We start from the raw sequence: 19,043 nt of genomic DNA, 5'->3' as shown, positions 1-19,043 counted from the left end.
CGGCGGTCAGCCGAGGAACACCGCGACCCGATCCGCGAGATCGAGCAGCGGCTGCGGGAAGACGCCGAGCACCACCGTCATCACCGCCCCGGCGGCGACCGCGACGGTTGTCAGCACACTGGGCACCACGACCGTCGGGGCGTCGCGGTCCGGCTCGTCGAAGAACATCAGCACGATGACGCGCACGTAGAAGTACGCCGCGATCGCGCTGCTGACCACGCCGACGATCACGAGTGGAACGGCTCCGCTGCCCGCCGCCGCCCCGAACACGGCGAACTTGCTGACGAACCCGCTCGTGAGCGGGATGCCGGCGAACGCGAGGAGGAACAGGGCGAAGACCGCGCCGACGAGCGGTGAGCGCCGGCCGAGCCCCGCCCAGCGGGACATGTGGGTCGCCTCCCCGAGATCGTCGCGGACCAGGGTCACCACGGCGAACGCGCCGAGGGTGCTGAATCCGTAGGCGAACAGGTAGAACATCGTCGACGCCAGCCCCGCCCGGTCGGCGGCGATCAGGCCGGTGAGGATGAAGCCGGCGTGGGCGACCGACGAGTAGGCCAGCATCCGCTTCACGTCGTTCTGCGTCACGGCCAGCACCGATCCCGCCACCATCGTCAGGATCGCGACGCCCCACAGCAGGGGACGCCAGTCGTCGCGCAGCCCGGGCAGCGCCACGTAGAACACCCGCAGCATCGCGCCGAACGCCGCGACCTTGGTGGCCGCCGCCATGAAGGCGGTGATCGGTGTGGGCGCCCCCTGATAGACGTCGGGGATCCACGAGTGGAACGGCACCGCCCCGATCTTGAACAGCAGGCCCACCGCGAGCATCGCCGCGCCGATCAATGCCAGTGTGTCCCCGTCCGCGCGGCCCGCGACGGCGTCGGCGATGCCCGCCAACCGGACCGTGCCCGCGTAGCCGTACAGCAGCGCCACGCCGAAGAGGAAGAAGGCCGAGGAGAACGCGCCGAGCAGGAAGTACTTCAGTGCCGATTCCTGCGAGAGCAGGCGCTGCCGCCGGGCCAGGCCGCACAGCAGGTACAGGGGCAGCGACAGGACCTCGAGCGCGATGAACATCGTGAGCAGGTCGTTCGAGGCCGGGAACAGCAGCATCCCCCCGACCGCGAACAGCACCAACGGGAAGACCTCGGTCTGCGACATCCCCACCGCGGCGGCCTCGCGCTCGGCGAGGCTGCCCGGCACCGCGGACGCCTGCGGGGCGAATGCGTCGGCACCGCCGGCGCCCGTCGCCGCCGCCGCGCCCGGTCCCCCCGCAGTGGCGCCGCGGGCGCCCGGCTCGATTCCGCGTTCGGCGACGAGCAGCACCGCGAGGATCGAGACGAGCAGGATGGTGCCCTGCAGGAACAGAGTGGGCCCGTCGACCGCCACCGCGTCCACCGCGGCGGTGTACCCGGGCGCGGCCTCGGCGGAGAAGTCCAGCCCCGCAGCGAGCACGACGACGGCCACGAACGCGGCCACGAGACCGCCGAGCGCGAGCAGCAGCTGGCTCGCGTACCGGCCGCGGCGGGGAACGAACGCCTCGACGAGCACTGCGGCGACGGCCACCCCGAACACGATCAGTATGGGAGAGAGCGGGCCGTATTCGAGGTCGGGGGCCGGAATCGCCTGAGCGAGAACGGTGGTGCCGTCCGAGAGAGTCACCTGTGCGTCCCTCCGTGAGTGTCGGGCCCGGTCCCGCCGCCCGCGACGGGCTCGGCCGGCGCGGGCGGCGCCGGATCGGGCTGGTCGACCGTGACCAGGACCCGGCTCACCGCCGGGGTGATCACGTCGAGGGCGGGTTTCGGATACACGCCCAGGACGAGGAGCAACGCGATGAGCGGCACCACGACGGCGAGTTCGCGGGGCACCAGATCGGACACGTGCTCGTTGCCGTCGGTGATCGGTCCGGTCATCATGCGCTGGTACAGCCACAGCACGTAGATCGCCGAGAGGACGAGTGCGAGCACTGCGAACACGGCAGCGACCTGGTAACGCGGATACGTGCCGATCAGCACCAGGAATTCGCTGACGAACGGCGCCAGGCCGGGAAGGGACAGGGTCGCCAGTCCCGCGACGAGGAACGTGCCGGCCAGGACGGGGGCGACCTTGCGGACGCCACCGTAGGCGGCGATCGCGCGGGATCCCCGCCGGGAGACGAGGAACCCGGCGATCAGGAACAGCGCCGCGGTGGAGATGCCGTGGTTGACCATGTACAGCGTCGAACCGGCCTGCCCCTGGCTGGTCATCGCGAAGATGCCGAGGATGATGAACCCGAAGTGCGAGATGGAGGTGTAGGCGATCAGGCGCATCACGTCCGTCTGGCCGATGGCGACCGCCGCGCCGTAGACGATGCCGATCACCGCGAGCGTGACGATCACCGGCGCGAAGTACACCGACGACTCGGGAAACAGTTGCAGGCAGTAGCGCAGCATGCCGAACGTGCCGACCTTGTCGACCACGGCCATCATCAGCACCGCCCCGGCCGGGGTGGCCTGCACCGCGGCGCCGGGCAGCCAGGTGTGGAACGGCCACAACGGTGCCTTCACGGCGAAGGCGAACATGAAGCCGAGGAACAGCGCGTGGAGCACCACGGCGTCGGCGCCGAGACCGCCGCCGGTCACGGCGGCGACGATGTCCCGGAAGTCGAAGGTGCCGGCGCCCTGCCGGGCGGTGACCACGTACAGCCCGATGACCGCGGCCAGCATGATCAGTCCGCCGAACAGGTTGTAGAGCAGGAACTTCACCGCCGCGCGGGAGCGCTGCGTGCGATCCCCGAGACGATCCCCGAATCCTCCGATGAGGAAGTACATCGGAATGAGCATCGCTTCGAAGAAGATGTAGAACAGCAGCACGTCGAGGGCGGTGAACGACACCATCACCATCGCCTCGACCGTCAGCATCAGCGCCATGTACAGCTGCGTGGTGCGCCGCGGCGCGGATCCCCGGGCGGTCGCGGCGGACTCGGCCTGTGTCGCGTCGTTCCAGCCCGCCAGCATCAGCAGCGGAAGCAGCACCGCGGTCAGCAGCACCAGCACGAGCGCGATACCGTCCACGCCCAGCGTGTATCGGGTGCCCAGGGCCGGAATCCACTCGTGGGATTCGACGAACTGGTACTGCTCACCTGCCGGATCGAATCCGACCGCCAGTGCGCAGGCCAGTACGAGCACCACGGCCGCGACCGCCAGCGCCGTCGTCTTGGCGAGGCTTCGCATGCGGGCGGGAAGCGCCAGCACGACGACGGCACCGACGAGCGGAACCACCCACAGGGTCGTCAACCAGGGAAAGTCGTCCACTACAGCCTCCCCAGCACCATCGTCGCGACCACGACGGCCGCGCCTACCAACATGGACAAGCCGTAGGACCGCACGAAACCGGTCTGCAGGTGCCGCATCCGGGCGGACAAGGCGCCGACCGTGGCGGAGATCCCGTCGACCGCGCCGTCGACGCCCTTGTCGTCGACGGTCACCAGGGTCGAGGTCAGGGACCGTCCGGGCCGCATGAACACCGCCTCGTTGACCGTGTCGCCGTAGAGATCCCTGCGGGCGGCGACGGTGAACACCGATACCTCGGCGGGGGCGACCTCGGGAATGTCGCGCCGAGCGTACTGCCGGTAGGCCACCGCGGCACCGGCGAGCACGACGGCGAGGGTGAGGGCGGTGGTCACCCACACCGGCAGCAGGTGTTCGGCCTCGTACGTCCCCACCACCGGCTCGAGCCAGTTCTGCAGCGCTCCCCCCAGGCTGAGCGCAGCACCGGCGCCGACCGAACCCACGGCCAGCACGATCATGGGCACCGTCATCACGGCCGGCGCCTCGTGGGGATGGACGTCGGCGGCCCAGCGACGCCGGCCGAAGAAGGTCATCAGCATCACCCGCGTCATGTAGAACGCGGTGATGCCGGCACCGAGCAGGGCGGCCGTCCCGAGGACGACGCCTTCGGCGCCGCCCGCTCCGAAGGCGGCCTCGATGATCTTGTCCTTGGAGAAGAAGCCGGCGAACGGCGGGATGCCGATGATCGCGAGGTAGCCGAGGCCGAAGGTGACGAACGTGACGGGCATGACGGTGCGCAGGCCGCCGTAGCGGCGCATGTTCACCTCGTCGTTCATCCCGTGCATCACCGATCCGGCACCGAGGAACAGTCCGGCCTTGAAGAAGCCGTGGGTGAGCAGGTGCATGATCGCGAAGGCGTACCCGGCGGGACCGAGGCCGGCGGCGAGGACCATGTAGCCGATCTGGCTCATCGTCGACGCGGCGAGCGCCTTCTTGATGTCGTCCTTGGCGCAGCCGATGACGGCCCCGAACAGCAGGGTCACCGCGCCCACGAGCACGACGGCGAGTTGCGCGGTGGGGGCGAGGTCGAAGATCGCATCGGACCGGACGATCAGGTAGACGCCCGCGGTGACCATGGTGGCGGCGTGGATCAGCGCCGACACCGGCGTCGGGCCTTCCATCGCGTCACCGAGCCAGGACTGCAGCGGCACCTGCGCGGACTTGCCGCAGGCGGCGAGCAGCAGCACGAGGCCGAGTGCGGTGAGCACGCCGTCGCTCGCACCCTCGGCCCCGCCGAAGACGTCGTCGAAGGTGACGGAACCGAACGTCGCGAACATGATCATCATGGCGACGGCCAGGCCCATGTCGCCGACGCGGTTGACGACGAACGCCTTCTTCGCGGCGGTTGCGGCGGACGGCTTGTACTGCCAGAACCCGATGAGCAGGTACGAGGCGAGACCGACACCCTCCCAGCCCACGTACAGGCCGAGGTAGTTGTCGGCGAGGACGAGCAGCAGCATCGCCGCAAGGAAGAGGTTGAGGTAGGCGAAGAACAACCGGCGCCCGGGAGCGACGGAGCGACCCGACGCATCCGGAGCGGAGCCGGCGGAGCGACCCGACGCATCCGGAGCGGAGCCGGCGGAGCGACCCGACGCATCCGGAGCGGAGCCGGCGGAGCGACCCGAGGGGTCGGGGCCGTGTGCCATGTACCCGACCGAGTAGATGTGGATGAGTGAGCCGACGCCGGTGATCAGCAGCACGAAGCACATCGACAGCTGGTCGAGCTGGAACCCGAAGTCGATCTGCAGGCCCGCGACCGGTATCCATTCGAAGAGGCTCTGGTTCACGGCACGGTCGGCGGCGTCGCGGCCGAGCATGTCGACGAAGAGGGCGACCCCGAGCGCGAACGAGGCGAGTGCCGTCGCGCATCCGAGCAGGTGTCCCCACGTGTCGCTGCGCCGGCCGGCCAGCAGCAGCACGGCCGCGCCGAGCAGCGGCAGCGCGGGCAGCAGCCAGACGGTGGACGAGATTCCGCCGTTCATGCCGGTCCGCCCGTCGGGGCGCCGCCGGCGCGGGCCGTCGTCTCGGGCGCGGTCGTCTCGGGCGCGGTCGTCTCGGGCACAGTCTCCTCCTCGTGCGTGTGCGGACGGGCTGTCCGGGGTCGTCAGTACTTCAGGAGGTTGGCGTCGTCGACGGACACCGAACGCCGGGCGCGGAAGATGGTCATGATGATCGCCAGGCCGACGACGACCTCGGCGGCGGCGACGACCATGGTGAAGAACGCGATGACCTGACCGTCGAGGTTGCCGTGCATGCGGGCGAACGTGACGAACGCCAGGTTCGCGGCGTTGAGCATGAGCTCGATGCACATGAACACGACGATCGCGTTGCGGCGCAGCAGGACACCGGCCGCACCGATGGTGAACAACAGGGCGGACAGGTACAGGTAGTTCTCGGGGTTCACCGCGATCCCTCCTCACCGGACGAGCCGCGTCGGGGTGCGTCGCCCGCGCGTGGGCCGGCTGCTCCGTCGGCGGACATCGCCCGCCGCCGGAGCACCTCGCTGACCGACAGGTCCGAGTACGATCCGTCGGGCAGCCGGGCCGGCACGTCGACCGCGTTGTGGCGGGCGTAGACCCCGGGACTCGGCAGCGGGGTGGCGCGGCCGCCGGCGCGGAAGCGTTCCTGCGACAGTTCCTGCTGGGTCTTGCGCAGCCCGAAGCGTTCCCGATGGGCGAGGACCATGGCGCCGATCGTGGCGGTGATCAGCAGGGCTCCGGTGAGTTCGAACGCCCAGACGTACCGTACGAAGATCAGCTCGGCCAGGCCGGCGATGTTGCCTGCGGCGTTCGCGTCGTCGAGGCCGGCGAACTCCCCGACGGCGGCGTTGCCGAGACCGCCGACGAGCAGCAGCCCGAATCCGAGGCCGGCCGCGATCGCGGCGACCCGCTGGCCGCGCAGGGTCTCGACGAGCGCGTCGGAGGAATCGACGCCGACGAGCATGACCACGAACAGGAACAGCATCATGACCGCCCCCGTGTACACCACGATCTGCACGACGCCGAGGAACAACGCGTCCTGGGCGATGTAGAACACCGCGAGGATGATCATGGTGACGGCGAGGAACATCGCCGAGTACACGGCCTTGGTCGCGGTGACGACGCCCAGTGCGCCGATCACCGCGAGTGTTCCGAGGATCCAGAACAGCACGGCCTCACCGGTGGACGTGCGGGTGAAGGCCTCGGCCGCCAGCAGCGCCGGAGTCATCGGGTCCATCGAGACCACTCCCCTCTCCGCCGGTCACGCCACATCGCGGCCGCCTCGCGGCTGCGTCGGTTCCCGGTCGGCTTCGACGGTTCCGTCGGCGGCCGACGTGGTGCCGGGCGCGGCCTCGGTCACTGTGCCGAGGTAGTAGTCCTCGTCCGTCGTGCCCGGGTACATGTCGTGGGGCGGGGCGGCCATGCCGGGCGCGAGCGGCGCGAGCAGCCTGGTCTTGTCGTAGATCAGGTCGGTCCGGTTGTCGTCGGCCATCTCGTACTCGTTGGTCATGGTCAACGCCCGCGTCGGGCAGGCCTCGATGCACAGCCCGCACCCGATGCACCGCAGGTAGTTGATCTGGTAGACGCGTCCGTAGCGCTCCCCCGGCGAGTATCGCTCGGTGTCGGTGTTGTCCGCACCCTCGACGTAGATGGCGTCGGCGGGGCACGCCCAGGCACACAGTTCGCACCCGATGCACTTCTCCAGTCCGTCGGGATGGCGGTTGAGCTGATGTCGGCCGTGGTAGCGCGGTGCGGTCGGTTCCTTCTGCTCGGGGTAGCGCTCGGTCTGGGCCTTGTGGAACATCGCCCTGAAGGTCACTCCGAATCCCGCGATGGGATCGAGGAAGTCAGGCATCGCGGTTCTCCTCGGTGGTCGGATCGGAACGGCGCCCGGCGCCGCCCTCGGCGGCTGCGGCGACGGGGGTGCGTCGCCGCCGCGGCGGCAGCGTCTGGCCGGGCAGCGGCGGGACGGGGAAGCCCCCGGCCATCGGGTCGAACGGCTCGGCGGTCGCCGCAGACGGAGGGGCCGCCGTCCCGCCGGGGGTCCCGGTGGGCCGGGGGCGGCCGGCGCGCATGCGGTTCCACATGAGCGACGGCACCGCCAGGGCGACGACGACACCCGCCGCGGCGAGGACGAACTGCCACCGGTCCAGGCCCTCCGTGCGCAGGACGCGGATCACGGCGACGACCATGATCCAGGCGAGCGCCACCGGAATCAGCACTTTCCAGCCCAGGTTCATGAACTGGTCGTACCGCAGCCGGGGCAGTGTGCCGCGCAACCATACGAACAGGAACAGGAATCCCCACACCTTGAGGACGAACCACAGCAGCGGCACCCAGCCGGAGTTCGCGCCCTCCCACATGTTCAGCGGCCACGGCGCGCGCCAGCCGCCGAGGAACAGGGTGGTGGCCAGCGCCGAGACCGTCACCATGTTGACGTACTCGGCGAGCATGAACATCGCGAACTTCAGCGACGAGTACTCCGTGTGGAAGCCGCCGACGAGTTCGCCCTCGGCTTCGGGCAGGTCGAACGGTGCCCGGTTGGTCTCGCCGACCATCGCCGTGACGTAGATCAGGAACGAGGGCAGGAGCAGGAAGACGTACCAGACGCCGTCCTGGGCGGCGACGATGCCGGAGGTGGACAGCGTGCCCGACAGCAGGAAGACGGCCGCGAACGAGAGGGCCATCGCGATCTCGTAGGAGATCACCTGCGCCGTCGAGCGCAGACCGCCCAGCAGCGGGTAGGTGGACCCGGACGCCCAGCCGGCGAGCACGATGCCGTAGACGCCGATCGAGGTGGCCGCGAGGATGTACAGCACGGCCACGGACAGGTCCGTCAACTGCAGCGGCGTGCGCTGGCCGAACACGGAGACCACCGGCCCGAGCGGGATGACGGCGAACGCCATGAACGCCGGCACTGTCGCGATGATCGGCGCGAGGACGTAGATGGGTTTGTCCACGCCCGCGGGCACGATGCCCTCCTTCAGGGCGAGTTTGACGCCGTCGGCGAGGCTCTGCAGCAACCCGCGCGGGCCCACCCGGTTCGGGCCGACCCGCATCTGCATGCGCGCCAGGATCTTTCGCTCCGCAAGAATCGCGACGAGCACCGTCAACACCAGGAAGGCGAAGACGGCCACCGCCTTGACGACGACCAGCCACCACGGATCCTGACCGAACGACGCCGGATCGGGGTACCCGGACTGCGCCGACAGGGCACCGGGAACCGGCACCGCCGCGGCGCCGAACAGAACGGCGTCACTCATCGGTCACCTCCTGCGACCGGGCGTCGCCCCGGCGGATCCGGACGGTGTCCCCCACGGACGCGGCCAGTTGCCGATGCACCGCGCATCCCGGCGAATTGAGCGGCACCCACACGACCCGGTCGGGCATGTCGGCGATCGCCAAGGGCAGCGTGATCGAGCCCCGGTCCGTCGCGACGGTCACCGGATCCCCGGCGTCGGCGCCGATCTCGGCGGCGGTGACGGCGGACAGCCGGGCCACCGGCCGGCGGGCGGTCCCGGCGAGATGCGGTTCGCCGTCCTGCATCCGTCCGCGGTCGAGGAGCATCCGCCATCCCGCGAGCACCGCCTCACCGGGGCCCGGCTGCGGGCGGTCCCGCGGCGCGACGTCCGGCGGACCGGCAGGTGCGCCGTCCCAGGAACCCAGCGCCACGAGCTCGTCGAGAGCCGCCGCGGCGTCGACGAGGCCGAGGCGGACGCCCATCTCGTCGGCGATCGCGCCGAGGACCCGCTGATCCGGCAGGGCGCCGGTGTTGCGCAACGCGGCGGCGAAGGGGCGCGCCCGGCCCTCCCAATCGAGGAAGGTTCCCGGTTTCTCCACCGCGGGTGCGACGGGGAAGACGACGTCGGCCCGGTCGGTGATCGCGCTGCGCCGCAGTTCCAGGCTGACGACGAAGCCGGCGGCGTCGACCGCGGCGACAGCGGCGTGCGGGTCGGGCAGGTCGTCGACGTCGACCCCGCCGATCACCAGGGCTCCGAGCGTGCCCGACGCGGCGTCGGTGAGGATCTGCGCCGTGTCCCGGCCGGCGGACGGCGGCAGGTCCGGCACGCCCCAGACGGCGGCGACCTGGCGTCGGGCGTCGGCGTCGGTGACCGGTCGGGCGCCGGGCAGAAGTCCCGGCAGGGTCCCGGCCTCCAGCGCACCGCGTTCACCGGCCCGCCGCGGGATCCACGCCAGCCGCGCGCCGGTGTCGTCGGCGAGACGGCCGACGGCCGACAACGCCCCCGGCACCGCGGCCAGCCGCTCCCCCACCAGGACGACCGCACCGGGTCGGCGCAGGAGCTCGGCGGTCTCCGCTTCGTCCCGGTGTCCGGGCCGACCGGCGAGGCGGAGGGTGTCGAGCAGGTCCGGTTCGGCGCCCGGGACGGCCGGCAGGAGCCGGCCGGACAGCTTCTCGAGGCCACGGCTCGCGAACGGTGCGATCGCGCGCACCGCCAGCCCCCGCCTGCGGACCGCCTTGCGCAGCCGCAGGAACACGATGGGCGACTCGTCCTCGGGCTCGAATCCGGCGAGCAGCACCGCGGGGGCGTTCTCGAGGTCGTCGTAGGTCACGGCGCCGGCGCCGGGCCACCGGCCGGCGACCCGGGCCGCCAGGAATTGTGCCTCCTCCGCGGAATGCGGACGCGACCGGAAGTCGATGTCGTTGGTGTCCAGGCCGATACGCGCGAACTTGCCGTACGCGTACGCGTCCTCGACGGTGACGCGGCCGCCGACGAGCACGCCGGTACGGCCGCGCGCGGCGGTGAGGCCGCGGGCGGCGACCCGCAGGGCGTCGCGCCACGAGGCGGGTGCGAGCGTGCCGTCGTCGCCCCGGACCAACGGGGTGGTGAGGCGGTCGGGCTGGGTGGCGTAGGTGAAGGCCCACCGGCCCTTGTCGCAGTTCCATTCCTCGTTGACCTGCGGGTCGTCACCGGCCAGCCGGCGCAGCACCGTGCCGCGCCGGTGGTCGGTGCGCTGGGCGCAGCCGCTGGCACAGTGTTCGCACACGCTCGGGCTCGACACCAGGTCGAACGGCCGGGCGCGGAACCGGTAGGCCGCCCCCGTGAGCGCGCCGACCGGGCAGATCTGCACGGTGTTGCCGGAGAAGTAGGACTCGAACGGTTCCTTCTCGTAGATGCCGACCTGATGCAGGGCGCCGCGTTCCATCAGTTCGATGAAGGGGTCGCCGGCGATCTGCTGGGAGAACCGTGTGCACCGGGCGCAGAGCACGCATCGCTCGCGGTCCAGGAGGATCTGCGAGGAGAGCGAGATCGGTTTGGGGAACGTGCGTTTGACCTCGCTGAAGCGGGACTCGGCACGCCCGTTCGACATTGCCTGGTTCTGCAGGGGACATTCGCCGCCCTTGTCGCAGACCGGGCAGTCCAGCGGATGGTTGATCAGCAGCAGCTCCATCACGCCCTTCTGCGCCTTGTCGGCCACAGGCGACGTCAGCTGCGTGTGCACGACCATGCCGTCCGTCACCGGGGTTGTGCACGAGGCGACGGGCTTGCGCTGGCCCTCCACGTCGACCAGGCACTGGCGGCACGCGCCGACGGGTTCGAGCAGCGGGTGGTCGCAGAATCGGGGAATCTGGACGCCGAGCAGTTCCGCGGCGCGGATGACGAGGGTGCCCTTCGGGACGCTGATCTCGACGCCGTCGACGACGACGGTCACCAGATCGGGCGGGGTCGGCAGGCCGGTGGTGTCGTGGTTGGTGTGGACGCTCATCGCGTACCCCCGTCGTTCGGTCGGCCCGCACCGGCGCCCGCCATGAGGGTGGACAGGTGCGGGTCGAACGGGCAGCCGCCGTGCTCGAAGTGCGCCAGGTACTCGTCGCGGAAGTATTTGATCGACGACGTGATGGGGCTGGTCGCGCCGTCGCCGAGTGCGCAGAACGACCTGCCGAGGATGTTGTCGGAGAGGTCGAGCAGCTTGTCCAGGTCGGCTCCGGTTCCGTCGCCTCGCTCGAGCCGCCGCAGGATCTGCACCAGCCAGTAGGTGCCCTCCCGGCACGGTGTGCACTTGCCGCACGACTCGTGCGCGTAGAACTCGGTCCAGCGCAGCACCGCGCGCACCACGCAGGTGGTCTCGTCGAAGATCTGCAGTGCCTTGGTGCCCAGCATGGAGCCGGCCCCGGCGACGCCTTCGTAGTCGAGCGGGACGTCGAGGTGCTCGTCGGTGAAGAGCGGCGTCGACGAGCCGCCGGGGGTCCAGAACTTCAGCCGGTGCCCGGCCCGCACGCCGCCCGCGTAGTCGAGCAGTTCCCGCAGGGTGATTCCCAGGGGCGCCTCGTACTGGCCGGGTGTCGTCACGTGACCGGACAGGGAGTAGAGCGTGAAGCCCGGTGACTTCTCGGTGCCCATGGAGCGGAACCACTCGATCCCGTTGTGGAGGATCGACGGCACGCTCGCGATCGACTCGACGTTGTTGACGACCGTCGGGCGCGCGTACAGGCCCGCGACGGCGGGGAACGGCGGGCGCAGCCGGGGCTGGCCGCGTCGGCCCTCGAGGGAATCCAGCAGCGCGGTCTCCTCACCGCAGATGTACGCCCCGGCGCCGGCGTGCACGACGAGTTCGAGGTCGTAGCCGCTGCCGAGGATGTCGCGGCCGAGGAAGCCCGCGGCGTAGGCCTCGGCGACCGCGGCCTGCAGCCGGCGCAGCACCGGCACCACCTCGCCGCGGACGTAGACGAAGGCGTGCGCGGCGCGGATGGCGTACGCCGCGATGACGGCGCCTTCGACGAGCGCGTGCGGTGTGGCCAGCAGCAGGGGCATGTCCTTGCAGGTGCCCGGCTCGGATTCGTCGGCGTTGACCACCAGGTAGTGGGGTTTGCCGTCACCCTGGGGGATGAAGCTCCACTTCACGCCGGTGGCGAAGCCGGCGCCGCCGCGGCCGCGCAGGCCCGCCTCCTTGACGGTGGCGATCACCTCGTCCGGGGGCATGCGCAGTGCCTTGCGCAGGCCCTCGTATCCGTCGTGGCGGCGGTAGGTGTCGAGTGTCCAGGACTCGGGCTCGTCCCAGTACCGGCTCAGGACAGGGGTCAACGGCACGTCAGCCTCCTTCGGATCGGGGTCCGGCGACCGGGCCCGGGTCGGAGGACTGGTCCGGCTCCGGCGCGGGGGCCCGCATGCCCCGCTCACGGGCGATGCGCAGGCCCGCGAGCGATGCCGCACCCGCGCTGCCGCCCGCCGCCAGGGCGCCGGGACGCTCGTCCGGGAACCCGGCGAGGATGCGGGCGGTCTGCCGGAAGGTGCATAGCGGTGCGCCCCTGGTGGGCGTGACGGGGCGGCCGGCGCGCAGGTCGTCGACGAGCGCGCGGGCCGAGTCCGGGGTCTGGTGGTCGAAGAACTCCCAGTTGACCATCACGACGGGTGCGAAGTCGCAGGCGGCGTTGCATTCGAGGTGCTCGAGGGTGATGGTGCCGGCCTCGGTGGCGTCGCCGGCGGCGTCCTCCGCGGTGCCGGCGGCTGCGGTGCGCAGCCCGAGGTGTCCCTCGAGCGCTTCGAGGATCTCGTCGCCGCCCATGATCGCGCACAGGGTGTTGGTGCAGACGCCGACGAGGTAGTCGCCGGTGGGCTCGCGCCGGTACATGGAGTAGAACGTGGCCACCGCGCCGACCTCGGCGCCGGTGAGCCCGAGCCGGTCGGCGCAGAACTCGACGCCGGCGGGGGTGATGTACCCGTCCTCGGACTGCACCAGGTGCAGCAGCGGCAGCAGGGCGGAGCGTGGCTGCGGGTAGCGGCCGATGATCTCCGCGGCGTCGGTCTCGAGGCGGGCCCGCACGTCCGCCGGGTACCGCTCGCGGGCGCCCGGCCGCACCAATCGGGTCCGCTCCTCGGGTCGTGGGCCGAATTGGATGAACACCGGGCCGGGGGCCGGGTCCGGCTCGATCGCTACTCGCTGCTCCTGCGTCAACGGTCCACTCCCCCCATCACGGGATCGATGCTGGCGACCGCGGCGATGACGTCGGCGACCATGCCGCCCTCGCACATCGCGGACACCGCTTGCAGGTTCGTGAAGGACGGGTCCCGGAAGTGCACCCGGTACGGCCGGGTGCCACCGTCGCTGACCATGTGCACGCCCAGTTCCCCGCGCGGGGACTCGACGGCGGTGTACACCTGGCCGGGTGGGACGCGGAAACCCTCGGTGACGAGCTTGAAGTGGTGGATCAGGCCCTCCATCGAGTTGCCCATGATCTTCCGGATGTGCTCCGGGGAGTTACCGAGACCGTCCGCGCCGAGGGACAGGTCGGCCGGCCACGCGATCTTCTTGTCCTCCACCATGACCGGCCCGGGTCGCAGCCGGTCGAGACACTGCTCGACGATCCTGATCGACTGCTTCATCTCGTCGATCCGGATCAGGTAGCGGCCGTAGGCGTCGCATCCGGTGTCGGTGCACACGTCGAACTCGTAGGTGTCGTAGCCGCAGTACGGTTGCGACTTGCGCAGGTCGTGCGGCAGGCCGGTCGAGCGCAGGACGGGGCCGGTGATGCCGAGGGCCATGCAGCCGGTCAGGTCGAGGTAGCCGATGCCCTGGGTGCGGGCCTTCCAGATGTGGTTCTCATTGAGCAGGTCCGCCATGTCCCGCAGCCGCCGGGGCAGCAGGTCGAGCAGGTCGCGGATCTTCTCGACCGCCCCGGCCGGCAGGTCCTGCGCGAGCCCGCCCGGACGGATGTAGGCGTGGTTCATGCGCAGACCGGTGATCGTCTCGAACACGTCGAGGATCAGTTCCCGCTCCCGGAAACCGAGGAACATCGCGGTCATCGCGCCGAGTTCCATGCCGCCGGTGGCCAGGGCGACGAGGTGCGAGGAGATCCGGTTGAGCTCCATGAGCAGCACGCGGATCACGGTGGCCCGTTCGGGGATCGCGTCGGTGATGTCGAGCAGCTTCTCGACGCCGAGGCAGTAGGCGGTCTCGTTGAAGAACGGCGACAGGTAGTCCATCCGGGTGACGAAGGTGACGCCCTGGGTCCAGGTGCGGTATTCGAGGTTCTTCTCGATGCCGGTGTGCAGGTAGCCGATTCCGCAGCGGGCCTCGGTGACGGTCTCGCCCTCGATCTCGAGCACGAGCCGCAGGACGCCGTGGGTCGACGGGTGCTGGGGCCCCATGTTGACCACGATGCGTTCGTCGCCGCGGTCGGCGGCCGAGGCGCGGGCGGCCTCGACGATGCTGTCCCAGTCCTCGCCGACGACGGTGTGGACCGGCCCCTCGGTGATGTCGGTCATCAGCTGTACGCCCTCCGCTCGTCGGGCGGCGGGATCTCCGCCCCGTGGTACTCGACGGGGATGCCGCCGAGCGGATAGTCCTTGCGTTGCGGATGTCCCGACCAGTCGTCGGGCATCTCGATGCGGGTCAGCGACGGGTGGCCGTCGAACACGATCCCGAAGAAGTCGTAGGTCTCGCGCTCGTGCCAGTCGTTGGTCGGATACACCCCGTACAGCGACGGGATGTGGGGGTCGGCGTCCGGGGCCGACACCTCGAGCCGGATGCGGCGGTTGTGGGTGATCGACATGAGCGGGTACACCGCGTGCAGTTCGCGGCCGGTGTCCTGCGGGTAGTGCGCCCCGTCGACGCCGAGGCACAGTTCGAAGCGCAGGTCCGGTTCGTCGCGCAACCGCCGGGCCACCTCGGGAAGGTGCTCGCGACGGACGTGGAAGGTCAGCTCACCGCGGTGGACGACGACCTTCTCGATCGCCGCCTCGACATCCACCCCGGACTCGGTGACGGCGGCGTGCAGGGCGTCGGCCACGTCGTCGAAGTACCCGCCGTACGGGCGCGGGGTGCTCCCGGACAGGGTCACCGGGCGTACGAGCCGCCCGTAGCCGGAGGTGTCGCCGCTGCCGCGGACCCCGAACATGCCCGTGCGGACGCCGATCACCTCGGCGCCGCCGTCGGGCCGCGCCGGCAGCGTTCCCTCGGGGCCGGTGGTGGCCGCCCGGTCCACCGGCAGTGCGGTGTCCTGCGCGCGCGTCGCGGGATCCGTAGGGCGCGAGGACCGTTCGTTGTCGGAGGAGGAGGTCACCGGGCCGACCCCCGCACCTGGAGGGTGGGCACGACGGGCCGGGCGGCGGCCAGGGCCGCCTCCTCGGCGGCCTGCACGGCCTTCTCCCGGTCCACGCCGAGCGGCATCTGCTGGATCTTCTCGTGCAGCATCAGGACGGCGTGCAGCAGCATCTCCGGCCGGGGCGGGCACCCGGGTAGGTAGATGTCGACGGGAACGATGTGGTCGACACCCTGGACGACGGCGTAGTTGTTGAACATGCCGCCCGAGGAGGCGCACACACCCATGGCCAATACCCATTTCGGCTCGACCATCTGGTCGTAGACCTGCCGCAGCACCGGGGCCATCTTCTGGCTGACCCGGCCGGCGACGATCATGAGGTCGGCCTGTCGCGGCGAGGCGCGGAACGCCTCCATCCCGAACCGTGCGATGTCGAACCGCGGCGACACGGTGGTCATCATCTCGATCGCGCAGCACGCGAGCCCGAAGGTCGCGGGCCACAGCGAACCCTTGCGCGCGAAACCGGCGAAGCTCTCCACCGTGCTCAGCAGAAAGCCGCTCGGCAACTTCTCCTCGAGACCCATGTCCGACTCTTATCACTTTCGGTCGGTGTTCGAATCCATTACGGCACAATCCCATTCCCTGTCGCGGTCATTCCCAGCCGAGACCACCCCGCCGCCACTCGTAGACGTAGGCGACGGCGACGTTGAACACGAACAGCGCCATCGCGGCCAGCCCGAAGACCCCCAGGGCATCGAGGTGCACGGCCCACGGATAGAGGAACACGATCTCGATGTCGAAGATGATGAACAGCATGGCCGTCAGGTAGTACTTCACCGGGAACCTGCCGCCGCCCGGCGGCTGCGGCGTCGGGTCGATCCCGCACTCGTAGGCTTCGAGCTTGGCTCGGTTGTAGCGGCTCGGGCCGATCACCGAGGACACGACGACCGAGAACACCGCGAAGGCGACCGCGATCCCTCCGAGCACGAGGATCGGGATGTAGACGTTCATGGCGCCTGGCTCCTCTCCGTGCGAGCCGGCCACCCGCGCCGACCCCGTTGCCCTTGCCGACCTCCACCGGCCGCTGGGGCCGAACGATCACGATACGGAGACAGTGCCGTGAGTCACTTCAACCGCATCATTGTGATGTACGGCTCAGCCTACCGGCGCGGTGTCCCGCCGAGGCGGATACGACGCGGCGTGATTTCTCCGTTTCGCCCGACCCTTGCGGGGGTGCCGGGACGCCGGGACCGGCAGATCGCCCGGACCGTGGGCCGATGCCGGCGCCCGCTTCGCGCCGCCCTCAGGTGGCGCTGCGGCCGCGCAGCAGCGCGACGACCGTCTCCGCGAGGCGGAACGGGTCGAGAGGCCGCGGCACCGCGGCCTCGGCGCGGGACCAGTCGGCCAGCCACGCGTCGTCCGCCCGGCCGGTCAGCACAACGACGGGCGGGCACTGTTCGAGTTCGTCCTTGAGTTGCTTGGCGATCCCCATCCCACCGGCGGGGGCCGCCTCGCCGTCCAGGATCGCGAGGTCGATACCACCGGCGTCCATGCGGCGGATCACCATCGGCTCGGTCGCCACCTCGACGAAGTCGAGTTCGGGGAGTTCGGGATCGGGTCGCCGGCCCAGCGCCCGGGTGACCTGCTCGCGCGTGTCGGCGTCGTCGCTGTAGACGAGAACGCGCAGGGCGGCAGGACGGCTGGTACTCGCGGTCGAGTCGGTCACGGAGCAGATGCTACTGGCCGGAACGGAGGGCCCCCGGGAGGCGAGCCGCGGCACGCACGGCTCGCGGCCGCCCGCGCCCCGCCGGTCCCGCCGACGGCAGGCGACCGGTCCCCGTGCTCACCTGGCGTTACCGGGTGAGGAGAGCCAGGCTGCCACGAGGGCCGGTCACACCGCCGATTCTACTCGCCCGGAAGAGCTTCGGAATCTCCCGGCCCCTTCCCCTCGGAACCGGCGGCGGCCTGGGCGTACCGGTGTTCCGGCAGCACCAGCATGCGGGCGTACGCGATCGCTCGGGGCGTGGTCGCGAAGACGTGCCGCTCCTCGCTGTCCTTGGTGGTGAAGACACCCAGCGCGGACAGCGGCCGCAGGTGCTCCGGTTTGGCCCCGGAGATCAGGACCGTGATGTGCCGGTGCTCGAGCTTGGTGATGGCGTCCTTGAGGACCAGGGCGCCGGTGGCGTCGATGGCCGTCACCCGGGACATGCGCAGGATCACGACCTTGACGTCCGTGACGTCGGCGAGCTCGAGCAGGAATCGGTGGGCCGCGGCGAAGAACAGAGCACCGTCGATCCGGTACGCGACGATGTGCTCACGCAACAGCTCGTGTTCCTCGGCGGCGTGATCCCCTTCCTCGTCGAGGGGAACCTGCTCGATCCGGGCGGACTTCGCGACCGCCCGCAGCGCGAGCACCGCAGCGAACCCGACACCGATCGCGACCGCCGTCACGAGGTCGAGGGCGACGGTGACCAGGAACGTCACCGTCATGACGATCGCATCCGCGCGGCTGGCCCGCGTGATCGCGACGATCGAGGCGGTCTCGACCATGCGCACCGTGGTGGCGAGCAGAACGCCGGCGAGCGCGGCAAGGGGGATCTGGGCGACGAGCGGCGAGGCGAGGTAGACGATCCCGGCGAGGATGACGGCGTGGGTGAGGGCGGACAGCCGGGACCGCGCCCCCGAGCGGACGTTGACGGCCGTCCGGGCGATCGCGCCCGTGGCCGGAACGCCGCCGAACAGGGGGGCGGCGATGTTGGCCAGGCCCTGCCCGAACAACTCCCGGTCCGGGTCGTGCCGGGTGCCGACGCTCATCGAATCCGCGGCGGTCGCGGACAGCAGAGATTCGAGGGCCGCGAGCGCGGCCACCGCGAGCGCCGGCGCGAGAAGCGACGTCAGCTCACCCAGGTCGAGGAATCCGAGGCTGGGGGCGCTGAAGCCGGACGGGATGGACCCGATCCGCGTGACGTCCAGATGGAACAGCTGTGCGACGACGGTGGCCACCACCACCGCGACGAGCGAGAACGGCAGCTTCGGCAGGTACCGGCCGCCGATCAGGATGGCCGCCGCGACAAGCACCGCCACGACCGTGGGCAGAAGGGACGGCTGGTCGACGAACTGCCGGGCGGCGTCGAACGCGCTCTGCCACACCTTCTCCCCCTCGGCGTGGGCGATGCCGAGCGCGGCCGGAACCTGCTGCAGGGCGATGACCACGGCGATCCCGGCGGTGAAGCCCTCGATCACCGGGGCGGGCATGAACCGCACCGCCCGGCCGATGCCGGCGAAGGCGAGGACGACGAGAACGACGCCGGCGACGAGTCCCACCGCGAGGACGCCGGAGGCGCCGTGCTCATGGAAGATCGGCACCAGGACGACGGTCATCGCGCCGGTCGGGCCCGACACCTGGAAGCGGGAGCCGCCGAACACGGCGGCGACCGCTCCCGCGACGACGGCGGTCGCGAGGCCCGCCGCGGCCCCGAGACCGGAGCTGATGCCGAAGCCGAGCGCGAGGGGCAACGCGACGAGGGCGACGACGAGTCCGGCGGTCAGATCGGCGCGGGGCGAGCGCAGGGCCGGTTTCCACTCGACCCAGCGCGGCATCAGCGCGGCGACCGACCGCGCGGCGCGAGCCACGACGGTGCCGGCTCCCGCCGCCTCTTCCTCGGTGCGCCCGGTCACCGCATCCTGCTGCTCTGCCGACATCGACATCGTGCCTCCACCACAAACAATAAATAAGCACTT

The 19,043-nt window shown here is 70.8% G+C and carries 16 protein-coding genes; all 16 read right to left on the bottom strand.

All coding sequences use genetic code 11. The annotated features are described in order from the left end of the window. Positions 1–6: 6 nt before the first annotated feature. The 16 genes from nuoN to G6039_RS18480 all read right to left on the bottom strand — a co-directional run bounded on the left by nuoN (position 7) and on the right by G6039_RS18480 (position 19,010). Entirely contained in the window at positions 7–1,656 is a 1,650-nt protein-coding gene (nuoN, locus tag G6039_RS18555; protein WP_051446059.1) for an NADH-quinone oxidoreductase subunit NuoN, read from the bottom strand. Continuing rightward, entirely contained in the window at positions 1,653–3,287 is a 1,635-nt protein-coding gene (locus G6039_RS18550; protein ID WP_043799570.1) for an NADH-quinone oxidoreductase subunit M, read from the bottom strand. The genes nuoN and G6039_RS18550 overlap by 4 nt, the downstream gene beginning before the upstream one ends. Beyond that, the gene (gene nuoL / locus G6039_RS18545) at positions 3,287–5,305 is read right to left on the bottom strand and encodes an NADH-quinone oxidoreductase subunit L (protein ID WP_164528095.1); all 2,019 of its coding nucleotides are present in this window, start codon (positions 5,303–5,305) and stop codon (positions 3,287–3,289) included. The genes G6039_RS18550 and nuoL overlap by 1 nt, the downstream gene beginning before the upstream one ends. A gap of 122 nt (positions 5,306–5,427) precedes the next feature. Further along, complete coding sequence (gene nuoK / locus G6039_RS18540) at positions 5,428–5,727, bottom strand: NADH-quinone oxidoreductase subunit NuoK (RefSeq protein ID WP_006930999.1); 300 nt, start codon at positions 5,725–5,727, stop codon at positions 5,428–5,430. Next, entirely contained in the window at positions 5,724–6,530 is an 807-nt protein-coding gene (locus tag G6039_RS18535) for an NADH-quinone oxidoreductase subunit J (RefSeq protein ID WP_170914106.1), read from the bottom strand. The genes nuoK and G6039_RS18535 overlap by 4 nt, the downstream gene beginning before the upstream one ends. 33 nt (positions 6,531–6,563) lie before the next feature. After that, positions 6,564–7,157 carry an NADH-quinone oxidoreductase subunit NuoI gene (gene nuoI / locus G6039_RS18530; protein ID WP_029543953.1) on the bottom strand — a complete coding sequence of 198 codons (594 nt, stop codon included), beginning with the start codon at positions 7,155–7,157 and terminating at the stop codon, positions 6,564–6,566. Continuing rightward, a complete protein-coding gene (nuoH, locus tag G6039_RS18525; RefSeq protein WP_037200919.1) occupies positions 7,150–8,565 on the bottom strand; it encodes an NADH-quinone oxidoreductase subunit NuoH in 1,416 nt (471 codons plus the stop codon). The genes nuoI and nuoH overlap by 8 nt, the downstream gene beginning before the upstream one ends. After that, a complete protein-coding gene (locus G6039_RS18520) occupies positions 8,558–11,029 on the bottom strand; it encodes an NADH-quinone oxidoreductase subunit G (protein WP_029543957.1) in 2,472 nt (823 codons plus the stop codon). Before G6039_RS18520 ends, nuoH begins: the two co-directional genes overlap by 8 nt. Further along, positions 11,026–12,351, bottom strand: coding sequence for an NADH-quinone oxidoreductase subunit NuoF (nuoF, locus tag G6039_RS18515; protein ID WP_006931004.1), 1,326 nt, complete (start codon positions 12,349–12,351; stop codon positions 11,026–11,028). Before nuoF ends, G6039_RS18520 begins: the two co-directional genes overlap by 4 nt. 1 nt (position 12,352) lies before the next feature. Continuing rightward, the gene (gene nuoE / locus G6039_RS18510; RefSeq protein ID WP_006931005.1) at positions 12,353–13,216 is read right to left on the bottom strand and encodes an NADH-quinone oxidoreductase subunit NuoE; all 864 of its coding nucleotides are present in this window, start codon (positions 13,214–13,216) and stop codon (positions 12,353–12,355) included. Beyond that, complete coding sequence (gene nuoD / locus G6039_RS18505) at positions 13,213–14,526, bottom strand: NADH dehydrogenase (quinone) subunit D (RefSeq protein WP_006931006.1); 1,314 nt, start codon at positions 14,524–14,526, stop codon at positions 13,213–13,215. The genes nuoE and nuoD overlap by 4 nt, the downstream gene beginning before the upstream one ends. Next, positions 14,526–15,209, bottom strand: coding sequence for an NADH-quinone oxidoreductase subunit C (locus tag G6039_RS18500; protein WP_235193996.1), 684 nt, complete (start codon positions 15,207–15,209; stop codon positions 14,526–14,528). Before G6039_RS18500 ends, nuoD begins: the two co-directional genes overlap by 1 nt. Positions 15,210–15,319: 110 nt before the next feature. Continuing rightward, positions 15,320–15,886: a NuoB/complex I 20 kDa subunit family protein gene (locus tag G6039_RS18495; RefSeq protein WP_006931008.1), complete on the bottom strand. Its 567-nt coding sequence runs from the start codon at positions 15,884–15,886 to the stop codon at positions 15,320–15,322. Positions 15,887–15,953: 67 nt separating this feature from the next. Next, on the bottom strand, positions 15,954–16,313 hold the full coding sequence (locus tag G6039_RS18490; protein ID WP_003937927.1) for an NADH-quinone oxidoreductase subunit A: 360 nt from the start codon (positions 16,311–16,313) through the stop codon (positions 15,954–15,956). A gap of 292 nt (positions 16,314–16,605) precedes the next feature. Beyond that, entirely contained in the window at positions 16,606–17,028 is a 423-nt protein-coding gene (locus G6039_RS18485) for an Rv3143 family two-component system response regulator (protein WP_006931010.1), read from the bottom strand. A gap of 179 nt (positions 17,029–17,207) precedes the next feature. Then, entirely contained in the window at positions 17,208–19,010 is a 1,803-nt protein-coding gene (locus G6039_RS18480; protein WP_029543964.1) for a SulP family inorganic anion transporter, read from the bottom strand. Positions 19,011–19,043 lie beyond the last annotated feature (33 nt).

The sequence above is a fragment of the Rhodococcus aetherivorans genome (assembly GCF_011058165.1).
Classification (GTDB): Bacteria; Actinomycetota; Actinomycetes; order Mycobacteriales; family Mycobacteriaceae; genus Rhodococcus; species Rhodococcus aetherivorans.
This window is presented reverse-complemented; position numbering and strand designations above follow the sequence as displayed.